The organism is Bacillus sp. B1-WWTP-T-0.5-Post-4 (genome assembly GCF_009183795.1).
In the GTDB taxonomy this organism is placed as follows: Bacteria; Bacillota; Bacilli; order Bacillales; family Bacillaceae_G; genus Bacillus_A; species Bacillus_A cereus.
Genome location: NZ_WEIJ01000002.1, coordinates 204,043 through 217,265, shown reverse-complemented (window position 1 = coordinate 217,265; position 13,223 = coordinate 204,043). Strand labels below are relative to the sequence as shown.

The following is a 13,223-nucleotide window of genomic DNA, read 5'->3' as shown; positions in this document are numbered from 1 at the left end:
ATGAAAACATATTATGAAAAAGATGCAAATGTAGAGTTATTACAAGGGAAAACTGTTGCAGTAGTTGGTTATGGATCACAAGGGCATGCGCAAGCACAAAATTTACGTGATTCTGGTGTAGAAGTAGTAGTTGGTGTTCGTCCTGGTAAGTCGTATGAAGTAGCGAAAGCGGATGGGTTTGAAGTAATGTCTGTTTCAGAAGCGGTTCGAACCGCACAAGTTGTACAAATGTTATTGCCAGATGAACAGCAAGCACATGTATATAAATCAGAAGTAGAAGAGAATCTCCGTGAAGGACAAATGTTACTTTTCTCACATGGATTTAACATTCACTTCGGCCAAATTAATCCGCCAAGTTACGTAGATGTAGCAATGGTTGCGCCAAAAAGTCCAGGTCATCTCGTTCGCCGTGTATATCAAGAAGGAAATGGTGTTCCGGCATTAGTCGCAGTGCATCAAGATGCGACGGGAACAGCGCTACATGTAGCATTAGCGTATGCAAAAGGTGTAGGTTGTACACGGGCGGGTGTAATTGAAACGACATTCCAAGAAGAAACCGAAACGGATTTATTCGGTGAGCAAGCTGTACTTTGCGGCGGGGTAACTGCACTTGTGAAGGCCGGGTTCGAAACGTTAACGGAAGGTGGATATCGCCCTGAAATTGCATACTTTGAATGTTTGCATGAATTAAAGCTAATTGTTGACTTAATGTACGAAGGTGGATTAACGAATATGCGCCATTCTATTTCAGATACGGCAGAGTTTGGAGATTATGTAACAGGATCGAGAATTGTTACAGATGAAACGAAGAAGGAAATGAAGCGTGTTTTGACAGAAATTCAGCAAGGTGAATTTGCGAAGAAATGGATTTTAGAAAATCAAGCAGGGCGTCCGACGTATAACGCAATGAAAAAAGCAGAGCAAAATCATCAATTAGAAAAAGTGGGAGCAGAGCTTCGTGAAATGATGAGTTGGATTCATGCACCGAAAGAATTAGTAAAGAAATAGAGTAAGAGAGTATAAATGAAAAATATGTAAGAGGGGATTTGACAAGATGAGAAGTGACATGATTAAAAAAGGTTTTGATAAAGCGCCGCACCGTAGTTTATTAAAAGCAACTGGTTTGAAAGATGAAGATTTTGATAAACCTTTTATAGCGATTTGTAATTCTTTTATTGAAATTATTCCAGGGCATAAACACTTGAACGAGTTTGGGAAACTTGTAAAAGAGGCAGTTCGTGCGGCAGGTATGGTACCATTCGAATTCAATACAATTGGAGTTGACGATGGTATTGCGATGGGGCATATTGGTATGCGTTATTCTCTTCCGAGTCGTGAAATAATTGCAGATTCAGTAGAAACGGTTGTAAATGCACACTGGTTTGACGGCATGATTTGTATCCCAAACTGTGACAAAATTACACCAGGTATGATGATGGCTGCACTACGTATTAATATTCCGACTGTGTTTGTTTCAGGCGGCCCGATGGCAGCAGGAAAAACATCTAAAGGAGAAGTTGTTGATCTGAGTTCCGTTTTTGAAGGAGTAGGAGCTTATCAATCTGGGAAAATTTCAGAAGAAGAATTAAAAGATATTGAAGATCATGGCTGTCCATCTTGTGGATCTTGTTCGGGTATGTTTACCGCGAACTCTATGAATTGTTTATGTGAAGTGTTAGGTTTAGCTCTTCCTGGTAACGGGAGTATTTTAGCAATTGATCCAAGACGTGAAGAGTTAATTAAACAAGCAGCAGAGAAATTGAAAATTTTAATTGAAAGAGATATTAAACCAAGAGACATTGTAACGGAAGAAGCAATTGATGATGCGTTTGCGCTTGATATGGCGATGGGCGGTTCAACAAATACAGTGTTGCATACATTGGCGCTCGCGCAAGAGGCTGGATTAGATTACGATATGAACCGTATTGATGCCGTTTCAAGACGTGTACCACATTTATGTAAAGTAAGCCCTGCTTCCAATTGGCATATGGAAGATATTGATCGTGCGGGCGGGATTAGTGCAATTTTGAAAGAGATGAGCCGGAAAGAAGGAGTACTTCATCTTGATCGAATAACTGCTACGGGGCAAACATTAAGAGAAAATATTGCTGAGGCAGAGATTAAAGATAAGGAAGTTATTCACTCTCTTGAAAACCCTCATAGTGAGGAAGGAGGATTGCGTATATTAAAAGGCAACCTTGCGAAAGATGGAGCGGTTATTAAAAGCGGTGCAACAGAGGTAAAGCGTTTTGAAGGACCTTGCGTTATTTTTAATTCACAAGATGAGGCACTTGCTGGCATTATGCTTGGGAAAGTGAAAAAAGGAGATGTAGTTGTCATTCGTTATGAAGGACCAAGAGGTGGCCCTGGTATGCCAGAAATGTTAGCACCAACATCAGCAATTGCTGGAATGGGATTAGGTGCTGAGGTTGCATTATTAACGGATGGACGTTTCTCTGGAGCTTCACGTGGAATTTCAGTAGGACATATTTCACCAGAAGCAGCAGCGGGCGGGATGATTGCACTTCTTGAACAAGGGGATATTGTATGTATTGATGTTGAAGAACGTTTGTTAGAAGTAAGAGTGAGTGATGAGGAATTAGAAAAGCGTAAAAAAGAATGGAAACGACCAGAACCGAAAGTGAAAACTGGCTGGCTTGGACGTTATGCACAAATGGTAACATCGGCGAATACAGGGGCTGTTCTGAAAATCCCAAATTTTGATTGAGCCAATTTAAAAGAGATAAGGATGATATATAATGGTGCAAAAGGTCAAGGAGAGAGTGAAAATTGAAGATATCTTAATGGCTCATAATTGCATGAAAGATATCGTTATTAAAACACCGTTACAACGTGATACAGTTTTATCTGAGAAATATGATTGTGACGTTTATGTAAAACGAGAAGACTTACAATTAATTCGCTCTTTCAAAATTCGTGGTGCATACAATTTGATTCAAAGTTTACCGAAAGAAAAGTTACAAAACGGTGTTGTTTGTGCAAGTGCTGGTAATCATGCGCAAGGAGTTGCTTATACATGTAATTTATTGAAGATTCCGTCGAAAATATTTATGCCCACAACAACACCGAAACAAAAAGTATCACAAGTACAATTTTTCGGTGGTGATTTCGCAGAGATTGTATTAGTTGGTGATACATTCGATAGCTCTTTCCAAGAAGCACAGTGTTATTGTGAAGAAAATAGAATGACATTTGTTCATCCGTTTGATGATCCGTATGTCGTTGCTGGTCAAGGGACAGTGGCAGTTGAAATTATGCATGATATGGAGAAACCGGTTGATTATATCTTTACAGCAATCGGTGGTGGTGGATTAGCATCAGGTGTTGGTACATATGTAAAAGGTGTTAGTCCTACTACAAAGGTTATTGGTGTAGAACCGATGGGAGCTGCATCTATGAAAGAGGCTTTTCTTCAAAATGATAATGTCGCATTAGAGAAAATAGATAGTTTTGTTGATGGGGCAGCGGTTAAAAAGGTAGGAAAGTTAACTTTTGAAACTTGTAAAGATGTAATTGATGACATTGTTTTAGTACCAGAGGGAAAAGTTTGTACGACGATTTTAGAACTGTATAAGAAAAATGCGATTGTAGCTGAACCGGCTGGTGCACTCTCTATTGCAGCACTTGATTTATACAGGGATGAAATAAAAGGTAAAACAGTTGTATGTACGCTAAGTGGTGGAAATAATGATATTGATAGAATGCAAGAAATGAAAGAGCGTTCGCTCATTTATGAAGGACTGAAACATTACTTTATCATTGAATTTCCGCAACGTTCAGGTGCGCTAAGAGAATTTCTTGATAAAGGATTAGGACCAGAAGATGACATTACGCGCTTTGAGTATATTAAGAAACATAATAAAGAAAATGGTCCAGCATTAGTCGGAGTAGAATTAAAACATAAAGAAGATTATGAGCAATTAATTACTCGCTTTAAAGAAAATAATATTCAATTTATGGAGCTTAATAAAAACCCTGTTTTGTTTGATTTGCTTATTTAATAGAAGGGAAGAGTTAGCATCTAAATAAAAAAGATAGATACAAGCGAGGAAATATAGTGCTTGTTCTATCTTTTTTATAGTTAAACTAGAACATAAAAGTAGAACTGCTATAGACATTTTATAAATATTCTCTAACAAACTTACATTTTCTAATAAGTCTTTCAGCATGTTTATCACCTATTCTGTAAAGTATATTACAGAGAAATAGATCTTGAACTGTCTAGTTTCGTTTGTTTTTTATTTTCCCTGTATCATCAATTTCTACATCAGTTGAAATTGTTTGTAAATATTGAAGAGCTTTTTTCTTTTCTTCCTCATTTACAGGGGAAACTTGGTTGTTGCGAATGATATAAGGATTGAATGACATTTGGACATCCTTTCCTTTAAAAGTTAAAGTTAATACGCCAGTTTCAGCGCTTTTCCCATTCACATAACTCGGGAATAAAAAGTTACCTAATGAGTAAGCGATAGGAACTTTATTATAATACTCAAATCCTTGTAACCAATGTGGGTGACTCCCGACAATCGCGTTAGCTCCTGCTTCAACCATTTTAGGTACATATTGCTTTTGGTATTCTACCGGACGGTTTGATTTTTCAACGCCCCAATGCATATAGACGATTAAATAGTCTGCATCTTTCTTTTGTTCTTTAATTGTTTTTGTTACAAGATTTAAATCATAGCCATTCGCAACGCCAGGTTTATTTTCACCAGCTACCCAATTAGAATCAGGCATAAATCGAACGAAGGAAAGAAATTTAAATTTTTTCCCTTTTACGGTCATTTCTCGTGCTGTATATGCATCTTTCGCATTTTTTCCAGCTCCAGTGTAAGGGAACTTTAATTTTTCTACGTGAGAAATCGTATCTAATAATCCATCTTGCCCATAATCAAGTGTGTGGTTATTCCCAATATTTACGATGTCATATCCAGTGTTTTTAATAGCTTGTAGTGTAGATGGATCACTTTTAATCCAAAACAGTTGTCCAGGTGCTTTCTTTTCTTTCGTTGTAAATGCCGACTCTAAATTCACAAAAGAAATATCAGCTTTTTTTATTTCTTCTTTTACATGTTGGAATGGGTAATCAGCCCCATTCTTTTCGATTATAGGACGTAATTGCCAATCAAACATTGTATCACCAGAGAAGGTGAGTGTGATTTCTTGGTCTTCTATTTTCTTTTCGCTTTTTGAAGCGGTTTTACTAGATTTGTTTTGTAAATCGGGTTTGTCTTTTGCTTTTGAAATAAAAGAGTAATTGATTAATAAAACAATCGGTGTAATGAAAAAGGCTATTAACAAAAATCGTTTTAGTAAAGTTTTCATGTATACCTTCCCTTTTAATATTATCCCGCAATTAAATTAACACTGAATCTATTAAAGGTAATTAAAGTTACAAAAAATAGCGGGTTATGCAGTGGAAAACATTTGTTAATATTCTCAATATTAAGTTAACATATAGATGACCTGTAAATCAATGTATAAACCAAAATATAGAAATAAAGAATTCGAAGGGTGAAGAATGAGAAATGGTTATATTAGGAGCAGTTGTAAATGGAATTTGTATTATATTTGGTACTTTACTTGGTAAATTATTTAGTAGGATTCCAGAAAGTATGAAAGGGACGATAATGCACGCAATCGGTTTAGCGGTTACTGTGCTTGGGCTTCAAATGGCATTAAAAAGTGAAAACTTTCTTGTTGTCATACTGAGTTTAGTGATTGGTACGGTAATTGGAGAATGGTTACAATTAGAAGAAAAGTTAAAACATTTAGGGGATTGGCTAGAAAATAAAGTTGGATCGAAAGGGAAAGGTAGCATATCAGAAGGTTTTGTAACAGCTACTTTAATTTTTGCAATTGGCGCGATGGGGATACTTGGTGCACTTGACAGTGGGATTCGCGGAAATCATGATATTTTATTTACAAAGGCGATTATCGATGGATTTATTTCTATTATATTAGCGACAACTCTAGGAATTGGCGTAGTATTTTCGGCGATTCCAGTTGTTTTATATGAAGGTGGTATTGCAGTTTTTGCAACACAAATTAATAGTTTTGTCCCGAAAGAATTAATGAACCAATTTATAGTGGAGATGACGGCTACGGGCGGCATTATGATATCTGCTATTGGATTGAACTTGCTTAGTATTATTAAAATCAAGGTGGCAAATTTACTTCCAGGTATATTGGTAGTGGGTGTAATTGTTTCAATTATTTATGGTTACGGTTTGTTAGTAAATTAGTAGAGGATGGAAACACATATGGAGGAATTTCAATTTACAAAACGTGTGCATAAAATATTGGAGATTGCAGCAAAAGAGAGTGAGTATAACATAATTCACCCAGTCCATCTGTTTATAGGTATGTGTAAAGAAGGTACAGGAGTTTGCGCTGAGTTATTTATGTATTTGTTTCACAAAGTCGGTCCAGATTTTTTAGAAAAACTTTCGTTACGAAAACAATTCGATTTACATAATCAAGAGTATAAAAAAATAGGGCAATATAAACTATCTTATAAGGCGATAGAAATTTTACAAATAGCGAAGAAACGTATGGAACGCTTTCAGCAAGTAGTAGTAAATGAAGGACATGTTATGTATGCATTATTTCGTGTAGATACAAATATTGGTGGATTTATACATACACAAATGCAAAAAGATATATTACGTATTACAGCTGCACCGAGAGACTTAGCGGTTGATTTAAATCGTTTTAAAGCTATTTATAATACATTATTTTGTCATGTAAGAAGAGTTAGTCCTTCTGATTTTGATAAGTTATCACGATTTGTAGTGGATGAATTTGGTGAACGGTGGTTACAGTCGATTGATTATGGATTTCGGACATATAACGAAAAGTTACCTATCTATATTGCACAGCAGGAGGAAGTAATAGTTGGTTTCGCCTGTTACGATGTAGTGAGAGGAAAGAAAGGCTTGTTTGGTCCAATGGGCATAGCGAAACAAAATCGTGTGAAAGGTGTAGGAAAAGAATTATTGCATCATTGTTTATATAATATGAAGCAAGATGGATATGAATATGCGAGTATTGGACAAGCAGGTCCCATTGAGTTTTACGAGAGAAATTGTAATGCTCGTTTAATACCGATAGATAATAAGTAACCAACTTCATATAGAGGAGTTGGTTTTATTATGAAAATGATGTAGAGATGTAGTGGTTTTTACTAGAAAATAGCGGGTTTTGTAGTAAATCTTGCATATAAAGCAAATTACTAAACTTTTTACAAGAAAGGGTGTAGAATGGGTATCTAAAGAAAGAAGGTGTGAAAATGGCCAGCTGGAAACGGAATTTAATGATTTGTTGGCTAGGTTGTTTTACCACTGCAGCCGGTATGAGTTTAGTAATTCCTTTCTTATCTTTTTATATTGAGGAATTAGGAGTAACTGGCACTTCAAGCATTGCACAGTGGTCGGGACTTGCATTTGGTGTAACATTTTTAATGGGTGCGATCGTATCGCCAATATGGGGAAAGCTTGGTGATATACATGGACGGAAATTGATGCTTATTCGTGCTAGCCTCGGTATGGCGATTATTATGACGCTTATGGGGTTTGTAACGGATGTGTATCAACTAGTCGCACTAAGATTTTTAATGGGAGCAGTATCTGGTTTCCTTTCAACAGCGATGACATTTATTGCAGCAGAAACTCCGAAAGAACATTCAGGTTGGGCGATTTCCACAATTTCAACTGGTGGTGTGAGCGGTTCGTTACTTGGCCCGTTACTTGGAGGTTATTTGTCTGAGTTAATTGGAATGCGTCATGTCTTTCTTGTTACAGGAGCTTTTTTATTCCTTTCCTTTCTCATCGTTTTTTTCTTCTTGCATGAAGAAAATCACTCTGCTCAAGCAAAAAAAACACAGCCGAAAAAAGTATGGACGATGGTCCCAGCGAAGCATTTAATTATTAGTTTATTTGTAACAACATTTATTATTCAACTTGCTAATATGTCAGTTCAACCAATTGTTACATTGTACGTGAAAAATTTAGTAGGTCCTCATACTGCACATATTGAAACAATTGCGGGTGCAGTTATGTCAGCGACAGGATTAGCAGTTATTTTGGCAGCACCAAGACTAGGAAGATTATCAGATCATATCGGTCCTCAAAAAACGTTAGTTGTAGCGTTGTTTGCAGCTGGAATTATTTTTATCCCGCAAGCATTTGTAACCTCAGCTTGGCAACTATTAATTCTTCGATTTTTATTAGGTATCGCACAAGCAGGATTATTGCCTTCCGTACAAACTCTACTAAAACAACATACACCAACCCATGTTACGGGACGAATATTTGGATATAATCAGTCGTTTCAGTTTTTAGGAAATATGATTGGGCCAGTGCTCGGGGGACAAATTGCAGCGCATGCAGGCTTCCAATATGTTTTCCTCTCTACATCATCACTATTATTTATTGCGTGTATTTGGGTTTATTTTCATAATAAGAACGAAGAAGTATCAGAGAAACAACGTTTGGAAGTTAGTTAACTAAGTGAATGAAAAAGAAAAAGGATGAAGCAACATGTGCTTCATCCTTTTTCTTTAAAATCGAAGACAAAGATAACTTAATGTACCAAGCTCGTAACTACGGTGAATGACTTCACCGCTATTTTCACTACTTCCCATAGCGATAAATAAAGGAACAAAATGTTCTGCTCTTGGTACTGCTAATTGTGCATGAGGAGCATTTTTCTCCCAATTAAACAATGAATCTTTATCGTTATTCTGCATATGTTTAATAATCCAATCATCAAATTCAATTGCCCATTTTTCAGGTGTAGTTTGATTCCATTTCAGTGCTCGTAAATTATGAACGGTAACGCCACTCCCGATTACTAAAATATCTTCTTGTCCGAGTCCTTTAAGTGCTTCTCCAATTTCAAATTGTTCTTTTGCAGAAAGGAATGGATTGACTGATATTTGCACGACAGGAATATTTGCTTCTGGATACATGCGGTGCAGGAGTGTCCATGAACCATGATCTAAACCTCTCGTCATATTATGATGGACTGAAATACCTTTGTTCTTAAATTTTGTTTCTAAAATAGATGCAATATGAGAAGAGCCTTTCGCACGATATTTGATTTCGTATAACTCAGGGGGAAAACCTCCAAAATCATAAATTGTTTCATACTCGTTATCTGATGAGGAAATCGTTAATACTTCACTTTCCCAGTGAGCAGTGAAAATAACAATTGCTTTCGGTTTATATGTTTCTCCAAGTATTTTTAAAAATCGTGTATAGTCTGTATCTTGAATAGCGAGCATAGGCGAACCATGTGCTAAAAATAATGATGGCATCATAATAGTAGAAACCTCCTAAAAATTATATAGTTACTTTATGTAAGTAACTATATAATTTTATTTTGAATTCGTCAAGAGATTAGTTTAAAAGCAAGTCTGAAAAATACATCATTTGTCATAATGAAAGCAATTACATATAATATAAAATAAGAAAAGTGAATGGATATTCATTTTCTTAAAGCTATACATAATAGAGTTGGGGGCTGACGAAATGAATGTACAGGAAAGTTTCGTTACGGCATTGGATGGATCGGAAATTTATTTGCGTAAATGGTTACCAGAAGGAGATCCGAGAGGAATTATTCAAATTGCACATGGCATGACAGAGCATGCAGGGGTGTATACAGAATTTGTAGATGCTTTATTGGAAGCAGGGTATGGTGTTTATGCGCATGATCATAAAGGACATGGGAAAACAGTAAAAAAAGAAGAAGATTATGGTCATTTTGAACCAAATATAGGGTGGAATCAAGTTGTATCGGATGTTATCTTTGTTTCAGAAAGGATAAAAGAAGAGCAGTCAAGTCCTTTGTTTTTACTTGGACATAGTATGGGTTCTTTTTTATCAAGACGTGCTGTACAACTTAGGGGTGAACTATACGATGGATTTCTGATTTCAGGAACAGGTGGAAATCCAGGGCTTTTAGGAGCTATTGGTCATAAAGTAGCAACAATCGAAATGAAATTGCGCGGGGCAAAAACGAAAAGTCCAATGTTAAACTTTTTATCTTTCGGAAACTTCAATTCGAACTTTAAGCCAAATCGTACAAAATTTGATTGGTTATCTTCAGATAATAATCAAGTTGATAAATATATTGCGGATCCGTTATGTGGTTTCATTTGTACGACGAGTTTTTACCGAGAATTATTTTCTGGAGTATTAGAAGTAAATAAACTAGAAGAATACAAGAAGACGCCAAAGAATCTTCCAATACATATATTCTCTGGTGATCGTGATCCTGTTGGCGATATGGGGAAAGGTGTAAAAGAAGTATATGAAAACTATAAAAAATGTGGTGTGAAAGATGTGACACTACGTTTATATGAAAATGGTAGACATGAAATGTTTCATGAAGTAAATAAGGATGAAGTATTTAAAGATTTAATTTCGTGGTTAGATGCGCATAATAAATGAGAAAGATAATCCCAAACTGTTTGTAGTTTGGGATTATCTATTATACAGAAATAGGGGCAATAAATTCTTAAATTCACTTTACTTAATAAAAAATAAATCTTATTCTATAGTCGTTCAAAAAATAAAGAAATATTGTATGAGAGGAAACCTCACTTTTCTGAAGTGAGGTTTTTTGTAGTAACGAAGTAATAGTGAATAAAACTAATTTTAAAAGTAACCTAAAATCAAACTTTTTATAAAGCAACAGATGCTCGTTCATAATAGTAGTATAATAGTGAATGAGGTGTTAATAGAATGGAAGATAGAACATTAGGTTTATTACTAGATGTTGTTGGGGAATTATTTTCAGATGAAATTTCAATTGCTGTTTCGAATACGAAAGAATATATTTACTATCGGCCAAGTAAACGAATTGATTTAAAGATTAGTGTCGGGGATCCTATAAAGGAAGGAACGATTGCTCATAAAGCGATGGTGATGAATCAAAAAACATCTGAGTTTATGAATCGGGATGTTTTTGGTATTCCTTATCATGGAATGGCTGTACCATTTTCAAACAATGGAAAGCTTGAAGGGTGCGTAACGGCAATTTATCCAGCTTTAACGGATGGAAAGTCAGTCGTTACTTTAAAAACAACAGACGGCTGGATTCCGGTTCCTTTTTCAAAGGTTATGTATTTAGAGGCTAAAGATAAAAAGACGTACGTGAATTCAGAAGAGTTATCAGGAACACATAAATACTCTCTGCAAGAATTCGAATACTTGCTTCCGAAAGATTCATTTATTAGATGTCACCGTTCGTTTATTGTAAATGTTAATCATATTAAAGCGATTTATCCTGATACCCATTCTACTTTTGTACTTTCGATGGATAATGGTGAGAGAGTACCAGTTAGTCAATCATACGCTAGTTATTTCCGTAAGCTTCTAGGATTCTAAATTTTTCTGCTTTAGAACCTAGATTTGCTGTTCTGTCTGAATTTTCGGCATTGTATACTAAAATCCCTATTTTGATAGTGTTAATGTGTAAAATAATTATGAATATTCAATGAGAGAGGGATTACATATGGAGAATAATTTAGATAGAATCAGAGATCAACGTCTAAAAGATCGGGTAGTTACACCTGAAGAAGCAGCTTCCTGGATTCAAAGTGGAATGACTTTAGGCTTAAGTGGGTTTACACGTGCAGGTGATGTAAAAGCAGTCCCATTTGCGCTTGTAAACCGAGTTAAGAATGATGAATCTTTTAAAGTAAATGTTTATACTGGGGCTTCTTTAGGCTCGGATGTAGACAAATTATTTGCTGAGGCAGGAATTTTAGGGAAAAGATTACCTTTCCAAGCTGACGCGACTATGCGAAAAGGAATTAATAACGGAGACTTTTTATTTGTGGATCAACACTTGTCTCATACAGCAGAGTTACTCCGCGCTGACGTTCTGGATATAGATTTCGCTATTTTGGAAGCGGTTGCGATTACAGAGGACGGAATGATTATTCCAACCACTTCAATTGGAAATTCCTTAGCGTTTTCCTTAAATGCTAAGTCTATTATTATTGAAATGAATATGGCTCAATCCGCGCAATTAGAGGGGCTACATGATCTATATGAACCAGGTAAACAAGGGGAGAGGCTTCCAATTCCGCTTGTGAAAACAGATGACCGAATTGGAACAATCGGTATTCCAATTGATCCTGAAAAAGTAAAGGGAATTGTGTTTACGAATCAATTGGATTCGCCATCGACAATTGTTCCTCCGGATGAAGAAACTGTTATTATGGCACAGCATTTAATAGAATTCCTTCGAGAAGAAGTTAAAGTAGGCCGATTAACAAATCGTTTAGCGCCGTTACAATCAGGAATTGGTTCAGTGGCTAACGCCGTATTGCATGGAATGTTAGATTCAGAATTTGAAGATTTAGAAGTATATTCCGAGGTTTTACAAGATGCAGTTTTTGATCTTATGGATGCTGGAAAAGTCAATTTTGCTTCTTGTTGTTCTATCACGCTTTCTGAAGAGAAAATGCAACAAGTATTTTCTAACTTTGAAAAATATCGTGACAAATTAATGATGCGTCCGCAAGAGATTTCCAATCATCCTGAAATCATTCGTCGCCTTGGATTAATCTCAATTAATACTGCATTAGAATTAGATATATACGGAAATGTTAACTCTACTCACGTTTTAGGTACAAAAATGATGAATGGTATTGGTGGGTCTGGTGATTTTGCAAGAAATGCACGCTTAGCTATCTTTGTTACTAAATCGATTGCGAAAGGTGGTAACATTTCAAGTATTGTTCCTTTCGTTTCTCATGTAGACCATACTGAACATGATGTAGATGTTATCGTCACTGAACAGGGGTATGCCGACTTAAGGGGACTTGCGCCAAGAGAAAGAGTGGAACTTATTATTGAGAATTGCGCACATCCAATGTATCGTGATCAACTACGTGCTTATTACGAAGAAGCAAAAACAAGAGGTGGACAAACTCCTCATATTTTAGAAAAAGCTTTTTCTTGGCATACGAATTATGCTAAAAATGGAACAATGCTTGAAGCGGTAGTAGAAACTGTATAGGTTTGTATCGTACAAAATAGTAAAATGAATGAGTGAGTTTGAAGATTAAATTTTAGAAAAAGAGAACGCCAACTTTTAGGGATGGCGTTCTTTTTCTTTAAAAAAATTGTTGAAAATTGTACTGGTTATAATAAAGATTTATAAAAATAATCTCTAATTTATGA

General features: G+C 35.9%; 12 protein-coding genes. 9 read left to right on the top strand and 3 right to left on the bottom strand.

Features of this window, described 5'->3' with window-relative positions; genetic code table 11:
• From ilvC to ilvA, 3 genes are read left to right on the top strand one after another with little or no spacing between them, the layout of a single operon-like run.
• On the top strand, positions 1-1,008 hold the full coding sequence (gene ilvC / locus GBN91_RS06685) for a ketol-acid reductoisomerase (protein WP_149149504.1): 1,008 nt from the start codon (positions 1-3) through the stop codon (positions 1,006-1,008).
• A gap of 46 nt (positions 1,009-1,054) precedes the next feature.
• Positions 1,055-2,728, top strand: a complete 1,674-nt coding sequence (gene ilvD, locus GBN91_RS06680; protein ID WP_001255815.1) for a dihydroxy-acid dehydratase — start codon at positions 1,055-1,057, stop codon at positions 2,726-2,728.
• A 31-nt stretch (positions 2,729-2,759) separates the two neighbouring features.
• Entirely contained in the window at positions 2,760-4,022 is a 1,263-nt protein-coding gene (gene ilvA / locus GBN91_RS06675; protein ID WP_000250323.1) for a threonine ammonia-lyase IlvA, read from the top strand.
• Here ilvA and GBN91_RS29540 read toward each other — a convergent pair.
• Positions 3,942-4,190, bottom strand: a complete 249-nt coding sequence (locus tag GBN91_RS29540; protein WP_016122285.1) for a hypothetical protein — start codon at positions 4,188-4,190, stop codon at positions 3,942-3,944. The genes ilvA and GBN91_RS29540 overlap by 81 nt on opposite strands.
• 52 nt (positions 4,191-4,242) lie before the next feature.
• Positions 4,243-5,346 (bottom strand): CapA family protein, encoded by a 1,104-nt coding sequence (locus GBN91_RS06665; RefSeq protein ID WP_006918222.1) that lies wholly within the window; start codon positions 5,344-5,346, stop codon positions 4,243-4,245.
• A 203-nt stretch (positions 5,347-5,549) separates the two neighbouring features.
• On the opposite strand from GBN91_RS06665, the gene GBN91_RS06660 reads away from it, so the two are divergent.
• The 3 genes from GBN91_RS06660 to GBN91_RS06650 all read left to right on the top strand — a co-directional run bounded on the left by GBN91_RS06660 (position 5,550) and on the right by GBN91_RS06650 (position 8,527).
• Positions 5,550-6,266, top strand: a complete 717-nt coding sequence (locus GBN91_RS06660; protein WP_152121347.1) for a DUF554 domain-containing protein — start codon at positions 5,550-5,552, stop codon at positions 6,264-6,266.
• Between the two features lie 18 nt (positions 6,267-6,284).
• Positions 6,285-7,145, top strand: a complete 861-nt coding sequence (locus GBN91_RS06655; protein WP_152121346.1) for a GNAT family N-acetyltransferase — start codon at positions 6,285-6,287, stop codon at positions 7,143-7,145.
• Positions 7,146-7,312: 167 nt separating this feature from the next.
• The gene (locus GBN91_RS06650; RefSeq protein WP_000179302.1) at positions 7,313-8,527 is read left to right on the top strand and encodes a multidrug efflux MFS transporter; all 1,215 of its coding nucleotides are present in this window, start codon (positions 7,313-7,315) and stop codon (positions 8,525-8,527) included.
• 54 nt (positions 8,528-8,581) lie between these two features.
• Here the strand turns inward: GBN91_RS06650 and GBN91_RS06645 are convergent, their stop codons facing one another.
• Positions 8,582-9,343, bottom strand: a complete 762-nt coding sequence (locus GBN91_RS06645) for a DODA-type extradiol aromatic ring-opening family dioxygenase (protein ID WP_046392611.1) — start codon at positions 9,341-9,343, stop codon at positions 8,582-8,584.
• Positions 9,344-9,554: 211 nt separating this feature from the next.
• Between GBN91_RS06645 and GBN91_RS06640 the strand changes: the two genes are divergently transcribed.
• From GBN91_RS06640 to GBN91_RS06630, 3 genes are all read left to right on the top strand, one after another.
• Positions 9,555-10,478: an alpha/beta hydrolase gene (locus tag GBN91_RS06640; RefSeq protein WP_001102583.1), complete on the top strand. Its 924-nt coding sequence runs from the start codon at positions 9,555-9,557 to the stop codon at positions 10,476-10,478.
• Positions 10,479-10,772: 294 nt separating this feature from the next.
• Complete coding sequence (locus GBN91_RS06635) at positions 10,773-11,417, top strand: LytTR family DNA-binding domain-containing protein (protein ID WP_000390211.1); 645 nt, start codon at positions 10,773-10,775, stop codon at positions 11,415-11,417.
• A gap of 127 nt (positions 11,418-11,544) precedes the next feature.
• Positions 11,545-13,059, top strand: a complete 1,515-nt coding sequence (locus GBN91_RS06630; RefSeq protein ID WP_000429811.1) for an acetyl-CoA hydrolase/transferase family protein — start codon at positions 11,545-11,547, stop codon at positions 13,057-13,059.
• The last annotated feature ends 164 nt before the right edge of the window (positions 13,060-13,223 follow it).